Source organism: Conyzicola sp., from assembly GCF_046714715.1.
In the GTDB taxonomy this organism is placed as follows: domain Bacteria; phylum Actinomycetota; class Actinomycetes; order Actinomycetales; family Microbacteriaceae; genus Conyzicola.
Genome location: NZ_JBKKAD010000078.1, coordinates 1 through 19,150, shown reverse-complemented (window position 1 = coordinate 19,150; position 19,150 = coordinate 1). Strand labels below are relative to the sequence as shown.

The following is a 19,150-nucleotide window of genomic DNA, read 5'->3' as shown; positions in this document are numbered from 1 at the left end:
CGGCGCTCTCGCCGGGCCACACGTGCAACGGCTTCGCGGCGCCCTGCGCCTGCTGCAGCGACGTGCGTTCGGGCAGCTGCGGGCTGAGCACGAGCGGGCCGAACATGTCGCGCAGCTCCTTGATGCGGAACTGGTGCTCCAGCGACTGGATGCGCACGCGGTTCACGATGATGCCGAGCGGCTGCAGTCGGGGCGACAGTCCGCGGCGGATCTCCTCGATCGCGCGCAGGGCGCGGTCGGCGGCGGCCACCGAGAACAGGCCGGGCTCGGTGACGACCGTCACGCGGTCGCTCGCGGCCCACGCGGTGCGCGTGAGGGCGTTGAGCGACGGGGCGCAGTCGATGAGAACGAGGTCGTAGTCGCTCTCGACGTTGGCGAGGGCCTCCTCGAGCTTCCAGATCTCCCGGATGCTCGGGTGCGGACCGTCGAAGTTGATGGCCGAGGGGGAGCCGATGAGAACGTCGATCTTGCCGGGACGTCCGCGGGTCCAGCCGCTCGGGGCGATCGCCGCGCGAACGACCTTCTCTTTCGGCGACGCGAGCACATCCGCGATGTTGAGGCGACCGGTGACATCGATGTCCATGCCGGTCGAGACATCGGCTTGAGGGTCGAGGTCGACCACCAGGGTTCGCAGGCCTTTTGCGAAGGCGGCAGAGGCGAGTCCAAGGGTGACCGTGGTCTTGCCCACGCCCCCCTTGAGGGAACTGACGCTGAGTACATGCACGAGTAACGACGATACCTTCACTAGTCTTAAAGAACCTAAACGTCTGCGGTGTGCCGAAGGGGCTCAATTGTTCAAGAAGATACTCGTCGCCAACCGTGGTGAAATCGCGATCCGCGCTTTCCGCGCTGCCTATGAGCTCGGCGCGAAGACCGTCGCGGTGTTCCCCTACGAAGACCGAAACTCGATGCACCGGCTGAAGGCCGACGAGGCGTACCAGATCGGTGAGCCCGGTCACCCGGTGCGCGCCTACCTCGACGTCGACGAGATCATCCGCGTCGCGGTCGAGTGCGGCGCGGACGCCATCTACCCGGGCTACGGCTTCCTTTCCGAGAATCCCGAACTCGCCCAGGCCGCAGCGGCGGTTGGCATCACCTTCATCGGCCCGCCCACCAAGGTGCTGCAGATGGCCGGCAACAAGGTAACCGCGAAGGAGCACGCGATCGCCGCAGGCGTTCCCGTTCTCAAGTCGACGCCCGCGTCGAAAGACATCGAACTGCTGCTCGCGCAGGCCGCCGATATCGGTTTCCCGATCTTCGCGAAGGCCGTGGCGGGCGGTGGCGGACGCGGAATGCGTCGCGTGAACACACAGGAAGAACTCAGGGGAGCGCTCGAGGAAGCGATGCGCGAGGCCGACAGCGCCTTCGGCGACGCGACGATGTTCCTCGAGCAGGCCGTCGTGCGCCCGCGGCACATCGAAGTGCAGATCCTCGCCGACGCGCACGGCTCGACGGTGCACCTGTTCGAACGCGACTGCTCGGTGCAGCGCCGCCACCAGAAGGTGATCGAGGTCGCCCCCGCGCCGAACCTAGACGAGAACATCCGCCAGGCCATGTACCGCGACGCCATCGCGTTCGCCAAGTCGATCGACTACGTGAACGCCGGAACCGTGGAATTCCTGCTCGACACGGTGGGGGAGCGCGCCGGCAAGCACTTCTTCATCGAGATGAACCCGCGCATCCAGGTCGAGCACACCGTGACCGAGGAGGTCACCGACGTCGACCTCGTGCAGTCGCAGATGCGCATCGCGTTCGGCCAGAGTCTGGCCGAGCTCGGCCTCGAACAGCCCGACATCCACCTGCGCGGTGCCGCTCTGCAGTGCCGCATCACCACGGAGGACCCGGCAGCGGGCTTCCGCCCCGACACCGGCAAGATCACGACCTACCGCTCGCCCGGCGGCGCCGGCATCCGCCTCGACGGCGGAACGGTGAGCGCCGGCGCGCAGATCTCGCCGCACTTCGACTCGATGCTCGTGAAGATGACCTGCCGCGGCCGCGACTTCGCCGCCGCCGTCACGCGGGCCCGGCGCGGACTCGCAGAGTTCCGGCTGCGCGGCGTCTCCACGAACATCCCGTTCCTGCAGGCCGTGCTCGACGACCCCGACTTCATCGCCGGCGACCTCAGCACCTCGTTCATCGAGGAACGCCCCCAGCTGCTCAACTCGCACCAGTCGAAGGACCGCGGCACCAAGATCCTCAACTGGCTCGCCGACGTGACCGTCAACCAGCCCAACGGCGACGGCGCCGGCCTCATCAACCCGCAGGTCAAGCTGCCCGTCGTCGACCTCGAGGCCGACGCGCCCGCGGGATCCCGGCAGAAGCTGCTCGAGCTCGGCCCGGTCGGTTTCGCGACCGCCCTGCGCGCGCAGACCGCACTCGCCGTGACCGACACGACATTCCGCGACGCGCACCAGTCGCTGCTCGCCACCCGCGTGCGCACCCGCGACCTCGTCGCTGTGCTGCCGCACGTCGCCCGCATGACGCCCGAGCTGCTGTCGGTCGAGGCCTGGGGCGGCGCGACCTACGACGTCGCACTGCGCTTCCTGGGGGAAGACCCGTGGGAGCGCCTGGCCTCGATGCGTGAGGCGTTGCCGAACATCAACATCCAGATGCTGCTGCGCGGCCGCAACACGGTGGGCTACACGCCGTACCCGACCGAGGTGACCGACGCGTTCGTGCGCGAGGCCGCGTCGACCGGCGTCGACATCTTCCGCATCTTCGACGCGCTCAACGACGTCTCGCAGATGCGCCCGGCGATCGATTCGGTACTCGAGACCGGGAGCACGCTCGCCGAGGTGGCGCTCTGCTACACGGGCGACCTGCTCGATCCCGCCGAGAAGCTCTACACCCTCGATTACTACCTGCGTCTCGCCGAACAGATCGTCGACACCGGCGCGCACGTGCTGGCGATCAAGGACATGGCCGGCGTGATGCGCGCGGGAGCCGCCGAGACGCTCGTCACGGCCCTGCGCGAGCGTTTCGACCTGCCGGTGCACGTGCACACCCACGACACGGCAGGCGGCCAGCTGGCCACACTGCTCGCTGCCGCCCGTGCGGGAGCGGACGCGGTCGACGTTGCCAGCGCCCCTATGGCCGGCACCACGAGCCAGCCCTCGGCCTCGGCCCTCGTCGCCGCGCTGGCCCACACCGAGCGCGACACCGGCCTCTCGCTGCGTGCCGTGAGCGACCTCGAGCCCTACTGGGAGGCCGTGCGCCACGTCTACAAGCCGTTCGAGTCCGGTCTCGCCGGACCGACCGGACGCGTCTACCGGCACGAGATCCCCGGCGGCCAGCTCTCGAACCTGCGCCAGCAGGCGATCGCGCTCGGCCTCGCCGACCACTTCGAGAAGATCGAAGACCTCTACGCCGCGGCCAACGAGATGCTCGGACGCCCGCCGAAGGTGACCCCGTCGTCGAAGGTGGTGGGCGACCTCGCCCTCGCCCTCGCCGCCGCCGACGCCGACCCGGCCGACTTCGAAGAGAACCCCTCGAAGTACGACATCCCCGACTCGGTCATCGGCTTCATGGCCGGCGAGCTGGGAGAACTGCCGGGCGGATGGCCGGAGCCGTTCAGGTCGAAAGTCCTCGCCGGCCGCACGGTTAAAATCGGCGTCGAAGAGCTGAGCGCATCCGATCGGGAGGCCCTTGACAGCGACCCCAAAACCCGTCGTGCCGCTCTGAACCGACTGCTCTTCGCCGCTCCGGCGAAGACCTTCGAGTCGGTGCGCGAGAACTACGGCGACCTCTCGGTGCTCGACACGACCGACTACCTCTACGGGCTGCACCAGGGCGTCGAGCACGTCGTGCAGATCGACAAGGGCGTGAGTCTCTTCGTCGGGCTCGAGGCCATCGGCGACGCCGACGACAAGGGCATCCGCACGGTGATGGCCACCCTCAACGGCCAGTTGCGCCCCGTGTTTGTGCGGGACACGAGCATTTCGGTGACCAGCGCGAGCGCCGAGAAGGCGGATGCCGCGGTGCCCGGTCACGTCGCGGCGCCGTTCTCGGGCGTCGTCACGGTGCAGGTCGAGGTGGGCGACACGGTGGAGGCCGGCCAGAGCGTCGCCACCATCGAGGCCATGAAGATGGAGGCCGCGATCACCTCGAGCGTCGCCGGAACCGTGGTGCGTCTCGCCATCCCGAAGACGCAGCAGGTCGACGGCGGCGACCTGCTGCTCGAGGTCAAGGCGAAGTAGTTTCGCACTCCGGAGCGGGCCACGGCGGCTCGGGCAGTAAACTGAGGGTTGTACTGCACCGAAAGGGAATGCCGCCGTGGCTATTAGACGCAAAAGGGAAGACGGGTCGATCCAGGTTCTCGACGACGAGACCACCGACCCCACCCCCGAAACAGGAGAGTTCCACAGCGAACTCGCCGACGACTCGGGTGCCGACCTCGCTGCCGCCCTGCCCGAGAGCCTGACCGTCAACGTCGAGCTTCCCGCGCCGGTGCACTCCGCGCCCGAGCACGAGGTCGCCGTCGCGATCGACGAGAACACGATCAACCCCGGAGAGGTCGTTCTCAGCGCCGACCCGACGACGACCACCATCTCGGTCGTCGCCGAAGACGTGACCATCCATCCCGAAGAGCCTGTCGTAGAGCCGAAGGTCATCCCAGAGCTGCCCACGGCCGACCGCCAGTACAGCCGGCGCGACCGCCTCCGTGGCGAGACGTCGAACGCTCCCGAGACCGCGGCGATGCTCACCGCCGACCGCCTGCTCGAGACCAAGGGCAAGCGTCGGCACGCGCCGGAGGGCGGCTGGCCGGCATTCGTCTACGCGGCCTCGCTGCACACGATCAACCTCGGCGACTCGCAGAAGGTTCGCGAGCGCAAGGCGGTCGAGGCCCGCATCGACAAGCAGTGGGAGGGCTCAGCGCGCTTCGTGCCCGTGCTCACCCGCAAGGGCGGCGTCGGAAAGACCACGATCACCACGATCATGGGCATGGCGTTCGCCGATGCGCGCGAAGACCGCATCGTTGCGATCGATGCCAACCCCGACCGCGGAACGCTCGCCGAGCGCATCAACAAGCAGACCCGTGCCACCGTGCGCGACGTCGTGACCCGTGCGCCGTCGATCAACGGGTTCACCGACTTCTCGACCCTCGTCTCCCGCGACGAGACGCGCCTCGACGTGCTCGCGTCAGACACCGACCCGCTGCTGTCCGAGGCGTTCGACGAGAACGACTACAACGTCGTCGCCGACCTCACCGAGCGCTACTACTCGCTCGTGCTCACCGACTGCGGCACGGGCATCGTGCACTCGGTGATGCGCGCCACCCTGCAGCGTGCCGACTCGATCGTGATCGTGTCCGGCGGCAGCGTCGACGAGGCCCGGCTGGCGTCGGAGACCCTCACCTGGCTCGAGGCGAACGGCTACGGCGACCTCGTGCGCAATGCCATCGTGGCGCTCAACACGGCGACGCAGGGCACCAACCTGATCAAGCTCGAGGAGATCGAGGCCCACTTCCGTTCGCGCGTGCGCGAGATCGTGCGCATCCCGTACGACCCGCAGCTCGCTGCCGGCTCCGTCGTGAACTACCGCGAACTACGTCCCATCACGCGCAATGCGGCCCGTGAGCTCGCGGCGCTCGTCGCCGACGGCCTGCCCGTTCGCCGTAACGCCTAGCGCCGTGGCTGTTCGAGAGATCCGCCTCTTCGGCGACCCCGTTCTGCGGTCCGCGTGCGACCCGATCCGCCCCGGCGACGCGAAAGCCGCCACGCTCGTCGGCGACCTGCTCGACACGGTCCGCGTTCCCGGACGCGCGGGCGTCGCCGCGAACCAGATCGGTGTCGGCCAGCGCGCCTTCAGCTACAACGTCGACGACGTCGTCGGGTACATCATCAACCCGGTGCTCGTCGAGGTCTCGGGCGAGCCCGAGATCGTCGACGAGGGCTGCCTCTCGGTGCCCGGCTTCTACTTTCCGCGACTGCGCTACCCCTACGCCCGCGTCACCGGCATCGACCTCGAGGGCAACCCGGTCGAGCTGAAGGGCGACGGGCTCATGGCCCAGGCCCTCCAGCACGAGACCGACCACCTCGACGGCCACCTCTTCATCGAGGGCCTCGAACCCGAGGCCAAGCGTGAAGCGATGAAGCTCATCCGCCAGTCGGAGTGGTGGGCGTAGCGTACTTCAGGCCGCGCTACTTCAGGCTCAGCCCCATCGTGGCGTTGTTGTCGCTGTAGAGGTCGGCGATCTCCTGCGCGAAGTCCTCGAGGATCACTGCACGCTTGATGCTGAGTTTCGGCGTCAGGTGTCCGCTAGCCTCGGTGAGCTCGGTCTTCAGGATCGCGAACTTGCGGATCGACTCGGCCCGCGACACGAGCGCGTTCGCCGCGTCGATGGCCTTCTGGATCTCGGCGACGACCCGCGGGTTGACGGATGCCTCGGCGAGGGTCAGCGACGTGTCCTCGCCGTTGTTCTTGAGCCAGGTCGGCAGCATGTCGCCGTCGAGCGTCACGAGGGCGGCGATGAAGGGCTTCTTGTCGCCCACCACGATGACCTGGCCGACGAGCGGGTTGGCGCGAATCGGATCCTCGAGCGCCGCGGGGGAGACGTTCTTGCCGCCCGCGGTCACGATGATCTCCTTCTTACGGCCGGTGATGGTGAGGTAGCCGTAGGAGTCGAGCGATCCGATATCGCCGGTCGTGAACCATTCGCCGTCCATGACCTCCGCGGTGGCCTCGGGGTTGTTCCAGTAGCCGCCGAAGACGTTCACACCCTTCACCGAGATCTCGCCGTCGTCGCCGATGCGCACGCCGACACCCGGCAGCGCCGGCCCGGTGGTGCCGATCTTGAACTTGTCCGGCAGGTTCACCGTCGCGGGGGCGGTCGACTCGGTGAGTCCGTAGCCCTCGAGAATGCGCAGGTCGAGGCTGCGGAAGAAGTGTCCGAGGCGCGGCCCGAGGGGCGCGGAACCGGAGACGGCGAACTTCACCCGTCCGCCGAGTGCCGCGCGGATTTTGCTCAGCACGAGCCGGTCGTATAGCGCGAACTGCACCTTCAGGCCGAGGGGCACGGAGCCCGCGTCGAGCGCCTTCGAGTGCGCGATCGCCACGTCGGCCGCCTTGCGGAAGATCTTGCCCTTGCCGCCGCTCTCGGCCTTCTGCTCCGACGAGTTGTAGACCTTCTCGAACACGCGGGGCACGGCCAGCAGGAAGGTCGGGCGGAACGAGGCCATCGACGGCAGCAGCAGCTTCGTGTCGGGCTGGTGACCGACCTTGACGCCGGCGTGGATCGACAGCACCGAGATGAAGCGCGCGAAGATGTGCGCCGTGGTGATGAAGAGAAGAGTGGATGACCCGGGCGCCAGCACCTCGTGCATCACGACCGCGGCGTTGCGCGTGAGTTCCACGAAGTTGGAGTGGGTGAGGATGACACCCTTGGGGCGGCCGGTCGACCCGGACGTGTAGATGAGCGTCGCAACGTCGGAACCGACGGCGATCGAACGCCGGCGTTCTACCTCGGCGTCCGTGACATCCGCCCCCGACGCCGCGAGTTTCTTCAGGTCTCCGAGGTCGACCTGCCAGACGTTCTCGATCGCGTCGATATCGCCGCGCACCTCGTCGAACTTGGCGAAGTGGTCGGCGGTCTCGAGGATGATCGAGGTCGCGCCGGAGTCGGTGAGGTTCCACAGCACCTGAGTGGGCGACGAGGTCTCATAGATCGGCACCATGATGGCGCCGCTGAACCAGAGCGCGAAGTCGACGAGCGTCCACTCGTAGCGGGTCTTGCACATGAAGGCGACCTTGTCGCCCGGCTCCACGCCGTTCGCGATGAAGCCCTTGGCGAGGGCCACGACCTGGCGCAGGAACTCCTCGGCCGAGAGATCCGACCAGCCGCCGTCGGCGGTGGGGAGGGCGAAGAGCGGCTCGGTGGGCGTCGCTTTGACACGGGCGACCAGAAGATCGGTCGCGTTGGCGTCGGGATCCGGCTCCACCACGGGTGGGACGAAGTATTCGGTCACGGTATCTCCTTTGGCACCGGTCGGACTGCTTGACTTTCCCTACTCTAATGTGGTTTGCCACCGCCGACGGAGCTAAGTCGCCGGGGTGTGCCGCGGCTAACTAGACTGGCTTGTTGTGCATGCCATCGGAATAGACATCGGCGGGACCAAAATCGCCGGAGCGCTCGTGAGCGAGAACGGCGAGATCATTGCCGAAGACCGCCAGCCGACACCGGCGGGGGATGCGGCGCAGATCGTGGAGATCGTGTCGGCCATGATCACGAGGCTGCAGACCGGTCACGACGTCGTCGCGGCAGGAGTGGCGGCGGCCGGGTTCGTCGACGCCGGCCAGTCCACCGTGTACTACGCCCCGAACATCGACTGGCGCAACGAGCCGCTGCAGCGCTACATCGCCGAGCGCGTCAGCCTCCCCATCACGATCGACAACGACGCCAACGCGGCCGGGTGGGCCGAGTTCCGCTTCGGCGCCGGGCGCCTGCTCACGGACATGACGATGCTCACCATCGGCACGGGTGTGGGCGGCGCCATCGTCACCCAGGGCCGCCTGTTCCGCGGCGGCTTCGGTGCCGGCGCCGAACTCGGCCACCTGCGCGTCGTGCCCGACGGTCTGCCGTGCGGCTGCGGCGCGCGCGGCTGCATCGAGCAGTACGGCTCGGGCCGCGCCCTGCTGCGCATGGCGAACGGCATTGCCGACGCCGGGGGCATCGGCCTGGCCCTCGCCGATGCGCGCTCGCGCCACGGCGAGCTCAACGGAACCATCGTCGGACAGATGATCGCCGCGGGCGACCCCGGCGCCGTGAACGCCCTGCAGGAGCTCGGTCGCTGGCTCGGGCAGGCCTGCGCCTCTCTCGCCGCCGTGCTCGACCCGCAGGTGTTCGTGTTCGGCGGCGGCGTGTCCGTGGCCGGAGACCTGCTGCTCGACCCGATCCGTGAATCGTTCCTGCAGCACCTTCCCGCTCGCGGCTACCACCCGGAGCCCGGCTTCGTGATCGCGGAGCTCGTGAACGACGCGGGAGTGGTCGGCGCGGCCGACCTCGCACGCATCCACGCGGGCCAGCGTTAGAGTAGTGACCCAAAGCGGAGGCAGATAACGATGTTCTACTGGTTCATGAAGAACCTCGTGGCCGGACCGATCCTGAAGACGGTGTTCCGTCCCTGGGTGACCGGTCTCGACAACATCCCGAAAAAGGGTGGCGTCATCATCGCGAGCAATCACCTCTCCTTCATCGACTCGGTCTTCCTGCCGCTCGTGCTCGACCGCCGCATCTTCTTCCTCGCCAAGAGCGACTACTTCAAGGGGCGCGGCCTCAAGGGCTGGGCCACCAAGGCGTTTATGAACGGCACGGGCATGCTGCCCATCGACCGTTCCGGCGGCAAGGCCTCCGAGGCGAGCCTCAACACCGGCCTCAAGGTGCTGCACGACGGCGAGGTGCTCGGCATCTATCCCGAGGGAACCCGCAGCCCCGACGGCAAGCTCTACCGCGGCCGCACGGGCGTTGCCCGAATGATCCTCGAGGGCAACGTGCCCGTCGTTCCCGTAGCGATGATCGACACCGAGAAGGTCATGCCGATCGGCACCAAGATCCCCAAGGTGCAGCGCATCGGGATCGTCGTCGGCGAGCCGCTCGACTTCTCCCGCTTCGCCGGGCTCGAGGGCGACCGGTTCATCCTGCGCTCGATCACCGACGAGATCATGTACGAGCTCAACCGCCTCAGCGGCCAGGAGTACGTCGACATCTATGCGTCGAGCGTGAAGGACCGCCTCGGTGCCGCTGCGAAGAGCGGTGCCGCCGCGAAGACCGGCACTGCCGCGAAGCCCGGCGCCGCCGCGAAGCGCTGAGCGCGCACGCCGTACCACCCCGCGCCCGTGCCGATAAGCTCGGTAGTCGGGCCGTCGTGCCCGCCTAGTCCCATCCCCAACGAAGGAAAACACCGTGGTAGACCCGTCAGAGCAAGTCGTTCTCGCCGATCCAGCAGTGATCGCCGGGCTCGACTATTGGCGTGAACTGCCCATCAAGCAGCAGCCAGAATGGCCGGATGCCGCGGCTGTCGCCGAGGCGAGCAGCCAGATCGCGAGCTTCCCGCCCCTCGTCTTCGCCGGCGAGGTCGACGAGCTGCGGGGCAAGCTCGGCCGGGCTGCCGCCGGCAACGCGTTCCTGCTGCAGGGCGGCGACTGCGCCGAGACCTTCGCGGGCGCAACCGCCGAGCAGATCAAGAACCGGGTGAAGACCATCCTGCAGATGGCCGTCGTGCTCACCTACGGTGCATCCATGCCCATCGTGAAGATGGGTCGCATGGCCGGCCAGTTCGCCAAGCCGCGCTCCACCGACACCGAGACCCGCGGCGACGTGACCCTGCCCGCCTACCGCGGCGACATCGTCAACGGCTACCCGTTTACCGCCGAGTCGCGCACCCCCGACCCGCAGCGCCTCGTGCAGGGGTACCACACGGCCGTCTCCACCCTGAACCTCGTGCGCGCCTTCACGCAGGGCGGTTTCGCCGACCTGCGCGAGGTGCACCGCTGGAACCAGGGCTTCGCCCGCAACCCGGCGAACAAGCGCTACGAACTGCTCGCCCGCGACATCGACCGCGCCATCAAGTTCATGGAGGCCGCGGGAGCGGACTTCGAGGAGCTCAAGCGCGTCGACTTCTACGCGAGCCACGAGGGCCTGCTCATGGACTACGAGCGCCCGATGACCCGAATCGATTCCCGCACCGGAACGCCGTACAACACGAGCGCGCACTTCCTCTGGGTGGGGGAGCGCACCCGCGACCTCGACGGCGCCCACATCGACTACTTCTCGCGCGTGCGCAACCCGATCGGCGTGAAGCTCGGCCCGACCACGAGCCCCGACGACATGCTGCGCCTCATCGACAAACTCGACCCCGACCGCGAACCCGGCCGCCTCACGTTCATCACGCGCATGGGTGCCGGCAAGGTGCGCGACGCGCTGCCGCCGCTGCTCGAGGCAATCAAGGGGCACGAGGCCACGCCGCTCTGGGTCTCCGACCCGATGCACGGCAACGGACTCACCACGTCGACCGGCTACAAGACCCGTCGTTTCGACGACGTGGTCGACGAAGTCAAGGGCTTCTTCGAGGCACACCGCGCCGTGGGCACCCACCCGGGCGGCATCCACATCGAACTCACCGGCGACGACGTCACCGAGTGCCTCGGCGGATCGGAGCACATCGACGAGGCCGACCTCGCCACCCGCTACGAGTCGCTCTGCGATCCCCGCCTTAACCACATGCAGTCGCTCGAGCTGGCCTTCCTCGTCGCGGAAGAACTCGCCGCGGTCTAAGCACCAAACGTGAGAAAGGCCGGTCCGCGGGAGCGGGCCGGCCTTTGTCGTTGGTTGGCTAGTAGTTCGCGACGATGGTGATCTCTGTGCCGCGCAGAACTCTCTCGTCGCCCGGCTTGACGCTGGTGACCACAACCCGCGGATCGCTCTGGAAGGCAGAGGGGAGTCCACTGTTGACCTTCACCGTGAACTCGGCTGCTTCCAACGCCTCGCGTGCGGCGGCAATCGACAACCCCACGACATCGGGCACCTCGACCAGGTCAGGCCCCTTCGACACGACGAGGTTGACTCCGGCGTCGCCGGGGGCGAGCGGGGTGTCCGCCGTCACCGGCTGCATGCTGACGACTGCGCCGTCTGCCACATCGTTGTTGAAGACCCGCTCCGGCAGCTCGGTGGCTTTGATGTTCTTCGTGCCCAGCAGCGCGATCGCGTCGTCGACGGGAAGCCCGGTGACGTTCGGCAGAGCACCGGCCGAGACGAGGAAGGTCACCGGCTTCTGGTCGAAGTACTCGTTGCCGGTGGTGAGCTGGATACGCGCCCCGTCGGGCGCCACGCCGTAGGTCGCGAGCACGGTGCCCTCGGCGACCTCGTCGTCGAACCGCCGTTCGCTGTCGGTGGGCTGGAAACCGGTCGTCGTCGCGAGATCCTTCGCGGCCTGTTCGGCCAGCCCCGTGAACTCGGGCACGGCCACGGGCTGCGGGCCCTTGGAGATCTTCAGCGCCACGACGGTGTCGCGCGCCAGGGGGACGCCGAGGGCGGGGTCGGTTTCGGCGACGCTCCCGGCCGGCACATCGACGGAGAACACCTCGTCGCGTGAGTCGGCCACGGCGAGCCCCGCGTCGGTGAGGGCTGTCGCCGCGACATCCGGGGTCTGACCGATCACGTCTTCGGGCGCCACCGTCACCTGCGACAGCGGTCCGAAACTGAGGGCCCACCCGACTCCGCCCGCGGCGCCTGCCAGCAGGATGAACAGGACGATCCACCACCAGGCACGGTTGCGCCGCTTGGCGGCCTGGGCGGTGAGTGCTGCGGTCGCGTCGGAGACCGGGGCGACCGGACCGGAGGGCTGCTGCGCGCGGATGACCTGCGTCTGGTCGCCGGTTCCGAAGGTCGTGGCCGCGAATCCCGCGGCGGGAAGCACGGTGGTTCGCTGGATGATCGAGGTCGACCCGGTGGGCAGCGCCGTCTGCAGCTGGTTCTGGGTCTCGATGACCTGCTCGAGCATGACGCGCGCGTCACGCGGGCGCTCGTTGGGCTCGCGCGCCGTGGCCCAGAGCACGAGCTCGTCGAGCTCGGCCGGCACGTTCGGGTTCTTGGTGCTCGGCGTGGGAACGGAGTCGTTGGCGTGCTGGTACGCGATCTGCATCGGCTGCTCGCCGCGGAACGGCTGCTCGCCCGCCAGCATCTCGTACATCATGATGCCGATGGCGTAGATGTCGCTGCGTGCGTCGGCGATGCCGCGCGTGACGAGCTCGGGGGAGAGGTAGGCGATCGTGCCGAGCAGGGCGGCGCCGGTCGCCGTGTTCGCGCTCACGGCGCGGGCGAGGCCGAAGTCGCCGATCTTGATGCGTCCGTCGTCGGCGAGCAGCACGTTCTCCGGCTTGAGGTCGCGGTGCACGATGCCCGATTTGTGGGCGGCGGCGAGCCCCGCGAGCACGGCCTCGAGAATATCGAGGGTCTGCTCGGGGGTGAGGATCTTGTGCTCGGTGAGCAGGTCGCGCAGCGTGATGCCGTTGAGGTACTCCATGACCAGGTAGGCCATGTCGCTGTCCTGGCCCTGGTCGTAGACGTTGACGACGTTGGGGTGGGCGAGACGCGCGGCACTGCGGGCCTCTTGGATGAAGCGTTCCTTGAACTGGCTGTCGTCGGCGAGGTGGCCGTGCATGATCTTGATCGCGACGCGGCGCTCGAGGCGCAGGTCGGTCGCCAGGTACACGGTCGCCATGCCGCCGCGGGCGATGCGCGATTTGACCTGATAGCGGCCGTCGATGAGACGGCCAATCATCGGGTCGGTAGTCTGCGTGCTCACGTGGCCAGTCTAAAGTTCGCAGGCCGCAAGACCCCTCCCAACACGGGGTGTTCGCCAACCCCGGTCGGGCGGGTCACGGTTACTTCAGGTCGGCGAGCCAGAAGCGCGCGGAGGTTTCCCACTTCGCGTAGGCGTCGGGGTACGCCGAGATCTGCACCTTCTGAGCGGCCTGGGTCACCGTGAGCGACGACCACCCCGGAATATCGAGAAGGCCGCGGGTGATGCCCTTGTTCGGGTTGCTCGGTCCGCCGTAGAAGAGCTTCGCGGCGTGGGTCGCGTTCGTGAGCTGACCGACGCTACCCCAGCCGGAGCTCGGGCGCTGCTGGAACAGCCCCACCGAGTCGAGGTGGCCGTAGTTGAGGTTGCGCATGCTCGACTCCTGCATGGCGGTGGCGAGCGCGATGACGATGCCGTAGTCGCTGACGCCGAGGCTGCGGCCCACCGACACGATGACACGCGCGTTGGCCTCCATCTCGCCGTCGAGGAGAGTGATCGCGCCGGTGCTCCCGGTCGGGGTGGCCGCGGCGGGGGCGGTGACCGCGCGGGGAACGGTGAGAGTGCGGCCGGCGAAGATGACGCTCTTTGCCGTGAGGTTGTTCGCGGCGAGCAGGGACGACAGGCTCACCTTGAGCTTGGTCGCGATTTTTGTGAGGTTGTCGCCCGAGACGATTGTGTAGGTGCCGGATGACGCGACGGGGGCGGCGGTGACCGGTGCGGAGACCGGGCTCGCCTTCACCGGAGCGGCTGCCGAGGTCGCGCCGCCCGGTATGGCGAGCGACTGTCCGGGGTAGATGATGCTCGAGCCGGCGAGGCCATTGGCGCTGAGGATCGCCTGCGTGGTGACGCCGAACTTCGACGCGATGCGGCTGACGGTGTCTCCGCTGACGATGGTGTAGCGCCCGCCGGTGGCGGCCGCGGTCGGAGCGGCCGCGATCGGCGTGGGGGCGGCGGTCGCCGCGCCCGAGTTCAGCTTGAGCTGCTGGCCGGGGAAGATGGTGGACTTCCAGCCGAGACCGTTGAGTGCGAGTACGGATGCCGTCGACAGGCCGTAGCGGCCGGCGATGCTGCTGACGGTGTCGCCGGCGGCGACGCGGTAGCTGGCTGGCGCGGCCGCGGTGCTGACCTCGCCCTGCGGTGTCGTTTCCGCGACGGGAACCCCCGCGTCTTCGACCGCGACGTCGGCGGGCTGCGCGGGCTTGTGGGCCTTGTCGTTCGACGGGGCTTTGGCTTCCACCCGTTCGATCGGGCCGGTGAGGTTCATCGACAGGGCGAGCGAGCCGACCACGAGGATGGGCATCGTGGCAGACATCGTCCTGCGCAGGTTGCTCTGGTCGCGCGAGGCGACCGGCCGCACGAACGGTGAAGCGGGAGTGGGCACGAGGCCCGACAGGATCGTTCCAGCTGTGGTCTGCGTGTCGTGCTCAAAGTTGTGTGACATAAGTTCCCCGTGTTGCTCCCGGCCAGGAAGTGCCGCACACAATGGCGGTGCGACTAGTCAAAAGTGGCACAGATGTATATGAGAGTCAATCAGTGTGGCTGATGTGACTCGGGTTAATCTGCTCGAAACACGGTGTGTCGGCCACGTCGCTACCGGCGAAACCGCCCCGGCCGTGGCAGGCTTAAGGAGTGACTGATACCCCCGACGCCACGTGGCTCACCGTTCCCGACCTCACTGAACTGCTCGGAATCAAGGTCAGCCAGGTACGCAGACTGATCGAAGATCGCGCTCTTCTCGCCCGAAAGATTGACGGCGTGTGGAAGGTACCCGCGGCGTTCATCGTCGACGGCGAGCCCATGAGCGAGCTCCGTGGAACCCTCGTTGTGCTCGGCGACAGCGGCTTCACCGACGACGAGGCAATGGACTGGCTGCTGAACCCGGAAGACAGCCTGGGTGTCAGCCCGATCGAGGCACTTCGCGCCGGGCGCAAGGCCGAAGTCCGACGCGTCGCCCAAGCACTGGGCTAACAAGCACTGGGCTAACAAGTGCAGGGCTGACTAGAGCGGTCTAACGCCGTGACTAGGCCGTGCGCTGGATGACCGTGTCGGCCAGCTGGGTCAGCTGAGCCCTCGCGCTGGCACTCAACGGAGCGTCCTGCAGCGCCGCCCGCGCCAACCCCACGTTGTGGGCGATGATGCGTTCCACCCTGTCGATCGCGCCGCTCTCACGGATGATGCCCTGCAACACCTGCACCTGCTGCGCGTCGAGCTCTGGGTCGCCGAGCAGCTCGTCGAGCAGGGTGCGCGCGTTCGCGGGCAGCGTGGTGCGGGCGAGAGCGATGATGACCGTTCGCTTGCCCTCGCGCAGGTCGTCGCCCGCCGGCTTGCCGGTGACCTGTGGGTCGCCGAATACACCGAGCAGGTCGTCGCGCAGCTGGTACGCCACCCCAAGGGGTAGGCCGAAGCCGCGCAGCGAATCGGTCTGCTCTGCGGTGGCGCCGCCCAGTGCCGCGCCGATCGCGAGCGGGGCTTCGACGCTGTACTTCGCAGACTTGTAGACGATGACCCGGTGGGCGCGGGGGAGCAGCTCGCTCTCGGGGTGGTTGCGCCACGCGTTCTCCTCGACGATGTCGAGGTATTGGCCCACCGTCACCTCGGTGCGCATGAGATTGAATTCTCTGCGCGCCGCCGACGCCGCCTCCGGGTCGGAGAGCGTGCGCAGTCCCGAATCGAAGACCTCGTCGCTCCAGCCGAGCAGGAGGTCGCCCAGCAGGAGGCCCGCCGAGTCGCCGAAGGTGCGGGCGCTGCCGAGCCAGGCGTTCTCGGTGTGCAGGGCCTCGAACCGTTTGTGGGCCGACGGGCGGCCGCGGCGCGTGTCGGAGTTGTCCATGATGTCGTCGTGTACGAGCGCGGCCGCGTGGAACACCTCGAGCGCTGCGGCCGCGGTCACGACGGAGGGGAAATCGACGCTTGTGACGTCTTCGGCGACGTCGAACCCGATTCCCGGTGTACTCACGGAATGCCAGCCCCAGTAGCAGAAGAGCGCCCGGAATCTTTTACCCCCCGAGAGCAGATCCCGCGAGAAACCGAGGAAATCATCGATTTCTGGGGCGATAGCCGTCAGTTGCGGTGCCCGATCCTCCAGAAATTCGTCTATACGTTCTTGAACCAGATCAACTAACCGCGTACTCTCAGCCACACTCATAGCCTAGCGAGCCTCGCGAGGCGTAACATTGAACTCAATCGCGTCAACAATCCGAGCCGGAGGGGATCAGGATGCCACTTTCCGAGCAGGAGCAGCGTCTCCTGGAAGAGATGGAGCGGGGTCTCTACCAAAACGACGCCGATTTCGTCGCCACAGTAGGCCAGCGCAGAGGCAAGCCCAACTACACCGTCGTAGTCGTCGGAGCCCTGCTCGCGGTACTCGGTATCGCCACGCTGCTCGTCGGTGTCGTCATCCAGCAGCCGCTTGTGGGCGTGCTCGGATTCATCATCATGTTCGGCGGGGTGCTCCTCGCCATCGCACCGCCCCGCAGGCTCGAAGCCGCGGCACCCGAGCGCAAGCCGGGTAAGCCGACCAAGGCCACCGGGTTCATGGACGGCCTCGGCAATCGCTGGGACAAGCGCCAGGGCGAACGCGGGCGCTAGACCCTCACAGTCGTCAAAAGCAGGACCGACCCTCGGGTCGGTCCTTTTTTTGTGCCCAAAATCGGCCTGATACAGCCCAAACGGCTCCATTTCCCTCCACCACGCAATCTCGCGAGATTACTGAGAACTTTGACCCCAGAACGGGAATATATCCGCAGTTTCCTAGTTTTGTGGTGGATTGTGGAGTAAAGTGGAGGTAATCCATCCGGGCCGGGAGTGAAGGGGAGTGTTCCGTGTTTCTTGGCACCTACGCCCCCAAGCTCGACGACAAGGGTCGCGTCATCCTTCCCGCGAAGTTTCGCGACGAGCTCTCCGGCGGGCTCGTCATCACGCGCGGTCAGGAACGATGCCTCTACGTCTTCACCGAGCGCGAGTTCGAGAGCGTGCACGAGAAGATCCGCCAGGCCCCGGTGTCGAACAAGCAGGCGCGCGACTTTCTGCGCGTCTTCCTCTCGGGCGCCAGTCAGGAACGACCCGACAACCAGCACCGCGTCACCATCCCGGCGACGCTGCGCGAGTACGCCAACCTCGGCCGCGAACTCACGATCATCGGGGCGGGCAGCCGCGCCGAGATCTGGGACACCGAGACCTGGAACGCCTACTACGAGAGCACCGAGGCCGCGTTCTCCGACACCGACGAGGAGGTGATCCCCGGACTCTTCTAGATCGCCGGCAGTGACTCCCAGCCGATTTGCCCTGACTTTCTTCCCCGATGTCAGGTCACTCCGGATGGGGATCAGTGCCAGTGAGGCAAGAAACCGAAAGATTATGAGCGACAACGACATCCACACCCCGGTGAACCTCGAGCGCAGCATCGAGCTTCTGAGCCCCGCCCTCGAACGCGACGGAGCCGTGCTCGTCGACGCCACCCTCGGCATGGGCGGACACGCCGAGGCGTTCCTCACCCGCTTCCCCGACATCACCTTCGTCGGCATCGACCGCGATACCGACGCCCTTGCGATCGCCGGAAAGCGTCTCGCCCCGTTCGGCGACCGCGTGCACCTCGTGCACGCCGTCTACGACGAGATCCCCGACGCGCTGAAGACCCTGGGAATCGCGGAGGTATCGGCCTACCTCTTCGACCTCGGCGTCTCCTCGCTGCAGCTGGACGAGGTCGACCGCGGTTTCTCCTACTCCAAGGACGCTCCGCTCGACATGCGCATGGATGCCACGTCGCCGCTCACCGCGGAGCGGATCCTCGCCGAGTACAGCGAGTTCGAGCTGCGCAGGATCTTCTACGACTACGGCGAGGAAAAGCTCGCCCCGCGGTACGCCAGCAAGATCGTGCAGCGCCGTGAGAGCGAACCGTTCGTGCGCTCGGCGCAGCTCGTCGAGGTCATCATCGCCGCGACGCCCGCGGCAGTGCAGCGAGCGGGTCACCCGGCGAAGCGGGTGTTCCAGGCTCTCCGCATCGAGGTGAACCAGGAGCTGGCCGTTCTCGAGCGTGCCATCCCCGCGGCTATCGACACGCTCGAGGTCGGAGGCCGCATCGTCGTGCTCTCCTACCAGTCGCTCGAAGACCGCATCGTGAAGCGCATCCTGGCGGCACGCTCGGCGTCGACGGCCCCGGCCGGACTGCCGGTCGAGCTGCCCGAACACCGCCCCGAACTGAAGCTGCTCGTGCGCGGAGCCGAACTCGCGTCCGAGGCCGAAAAGGCTCTCAACCCCCGAGCGACACCCGTGCGACTGCGCGCCGCCGAACGACTGAGGAGAATCACGTGAGCAACCTTGCTTTCGCCACACCGCTGCGCGCACCCGCCGAAGAACAGCACCCGCGCCACATCGAGATCGTCTCGAGCCGTGCCCAGCGCCGCGCCCGTCCTCGCGCGGTCTACGCGGCCGTCGCCGTCGGCGGCCTCTTCGTGCTGTTCATCGCACAGCTGCTGCTGAGCATCGTCGTCTCCGACGGTGCCTACCGCATCGCGGCGCTGCAGACCTCGCAGCGCGACCTCGGACGCGAGCAGCAGGCGCTCAGCGAACAGCTCGACATGCTCTCGTCCCCGCAGAACCTCGCCACTCAAGCCGAGTCTCTCGGCATGGTGCTCAGCAACACCAACCCGGTCTTCCTGCGTCTCGCCGACGGGGCCATCCTGGGCACCGCCGCCGCGGCCGACGCGGGAGAGAGCGTCATCACCGGCAGCGCCGGAAGCCTGGTACCGAACTCGCTGCTCGGGGGAGTCCCGCTCGTCACCGCGACGCCGACCGTCGACCCGGCGGCAGCCGCGGACGCGGCCGCCGCGGCCGCCGCGGCAAGTGCGGGTCAGGTG

General features: G+C 67.6%; 16 protein-coding genes. 11 read left to right on the top strand and 5 right to left on the bottom strand.

All coding sequences use genetic code 11. From position 1 onward, the window contains the following. On the bottom strand, positions 1–724 hold a 724-nt coding region (locus ACLQ6X_RS06385; protein WP_411699337.1), incomplete at its 3' end, for a ParA family protein. A 67-nt stretch (positions 725–791) separates the two neighbouring features. Here ACLQ6X_RS06385 and ACLQ6X_RS06380 point away from each other — a divergent pair. From ACLQ6X_RS06380 to def, 3 genes are all read left to right on the top strand, one after another. Next, on the top strand, positions 792–4,196 hold the full coding sequence (locus ACLQ6X_RS06380) for a pyruvate carboxylase (protein ID WP_411699336.1): 3,405 nt from the start codon (positions 792–794) through the stop codon (positions 4,194–4,196). Positions 4,197–4,272: 76 nt separating this feature from the next. Then, positions 4,273–5,625, top strand: a complete 1,353-nt coding sequence (locus ACLQ6X_RS06375; protein WP_411699335.1) for a MinD/ParA family protein — start codon at positions 4,273–4,275, stop codon at positions 5,623–5,625. A gap of 4 nt (positions 5,626–5,629) precedes the next feature. Beyond that, the gene (gene def, locus ACLQ6X_RS06370) at positions 5,630–6,124 is read left to right on the top strand and encodes a peptide deformylase (RefSeq protein WP_411699334.1); all 495 of its coding nucleotides are present in this window, start codon (positions 5,630–5,632) and stop codon (positions 6,122–6,124) included. Between the two features lie 16 nt (positions 6,125–6,140). Here the strand turns inward: def and ACLQ6X_RS06365 are convergent, their stop codons facing one another. After that, on the bottom strand, positions 6,141–7,964 hold the full coding sequence (locus ACLQ6X_RS06365) for an AMP-dependent synthetase/ligase (RefSeq protein ID WP_411699333.1): 1,824 nt from the start codon (positions 7,962–7,964) through the stop codon (positions 6,141–6,143). A gap of 115 nt (positions 7,965–8,079) precedes the next feature. On the opposite strand from ACLQ6X_RS06365, the gene ACLQ6X_RS06360 reads away from it, so the two are divergent. The 3 genes from ACLQ6X_RS06360 to ACLQ6X_RS06350 all read left to right on the top strand — a co-directional run bounded on the left by ACLQ6X_RS06360 (position 8,080) and on the right by ACLQ6X_RS06350 (position 11,269). Further along, positions 8,080–9,027 (top strand): ROK family glucokinase, encoded by a 948-nt coding sequence (locus ACLQ6X_RS06360; RefSeq protein ID WP_411699332.1) that lies wholly within the window; start codon positions 8,080–8,082, stop codon positions 9,025–9,027. A 30-nt stretch (positions 9,028–9,057) separates the two neighbouring features. Beyond that, on the top strand, positions 9,058–9,804 hold the full coding sequence (locus tag ACLQ6X_RS06355; protein WP_411699331.1) for a lysophospholipid acyltransferase family protein: 747 nt from the start codon (positions 9,058–9,060) through the stop codon (positions 9,802–9,804). Between the two features lie 94 nt (positions 9,805–9,898). Beyond that, on the top strand, positions 9,899–11,269 hold the full coding sequence (locus ACLQ6X_RS06350; RefSeq protein ID WP_411699330.1) for a class II 3-deoxy-7-phosphoheptulonate synthase: 1,371 nt from the start codon (positions 9,899–9,901) through the stop codon (positions 11,267–11,269). Positions 11,270–11,327: 58 nt separating this feature from the next. Here ACLQ6X_RS06350 and pknB read toward each other — a convergent pair whose 3' ends face one another. Continuing rightward, on the bottom strand, positions 11,328–13,298 hold the full coding sequence (gene pknB / locus ACLQ6X_RS06345) for a Stk1 family PASTA domain-containing Ser/Thr kinase (protein ID WP_411699329.1): 1,971 nt from the start codon (positions 13,296–13,298) through the stop codon (positions 11,328–11,330). 79 nt (positions 13,299–13,377) lie between these two features. Next, the gene (locus tag ACLQ6X_RS06340; RefSeq protein ID WP_411699328.1) at positions 13,378–14,736 is read right to left on the bottom strand and encodes a LysM peptidoglycan-binding domain-containing protein; all 1,359 of its coding nucleotides are present in this window, start codon (positions 14,734–14,736) and stop codon (positions 13,378–13,380) included. Between the two features lie 188 nt (positions 14,737–14,924). Between ACLQ6X_RS06340 and ACLQ6X_RS06335 the strand changes: the two genes are divergently transcribed. Then, positions 14,925–15,263: an Rv2175c family DNA-binding protein gene (locus tag ACLQ6X_RS06335; RefSeq protein ID WP_411699327.1), complete on the top strand. Its 339-nt coding sequence runs from the start codon at positions 14,925–14,927 to the stop codon at positions 15,261–15,263. Between the two features lie 52 nt (positions 15,264–15,315). Here ACLQ6X_RS06335 and ACLQ6X_RS06330 read toward each other — a convergent pair whose 3' ends face one another. Next, on the bottom strand, positions 15,316–16,434 hold the full coding sequence (locus ACLQ6X_RS06330; RefSeq protein ID WP_411699326.1) for a polyprenyl synthetase family protein: 1,119 nt from the start codon (positions 16,432–16,434) through the stop codon (positions 15,316–15,318). Between the two features lie 77 nt (positions 16,435–16,511). On the opposite strand from ACLQ6X_RS06330, the gene ACLQ6X_RS06325 reads away from it, so the two are divergent. The 4 genes from ACLQ6X_RS06325 to ACLQ6X_RS06310 all read left to right on the top strand — a co-directional run. Next, positions 16,512–16,883, top strand: coding sequence for a DUF3040 domain-containing protein (locus ACLQ6X_RS06325; protein ID WP_411699325.1), 372 nt, complete (start codon positions 16,512–16,514; stop codon positions 16,881–16,883). Positions 16,884–17,116: 233 nt separating this feature from the next. Further along, a complete protein-coding gene (mraZ, locus tag ACLQ6X_RS06320; protein ID WP_411699324.1) occupies positions 17,117–17,548 on the top strand; it encodes a division/cell wall cluster transcriptional repressor MraZ in 432 nt (143 codons plus the stop codon). A gap of 103 nt (positions 17,549–17,651) precedes the next feature. Further along, positions 17,652–18,605: a 16S rRNA (cytosine(1402)-N(4))-methyltransferase RsmH gene (gene rsmH, locus ACLQ6X_RS06315; RefSeq protein WP_411699323.1), complete on the top strand. Its 954-nt coding sequence runs from the start codon at positions 17,652–17,654 to the stop codon at positions 18,603–18,605. Continuing rightward, positions 18,602–19,150: hypothetical protein (locus ACLQ6X_RS06310; protein WP_411699322.1), on the top strand; the 549-nt coding region annotated here is incomplete at its 3' end. The genes rsmH and ACLQ6X_RS06310, both read left to right, overlap by 4 nt.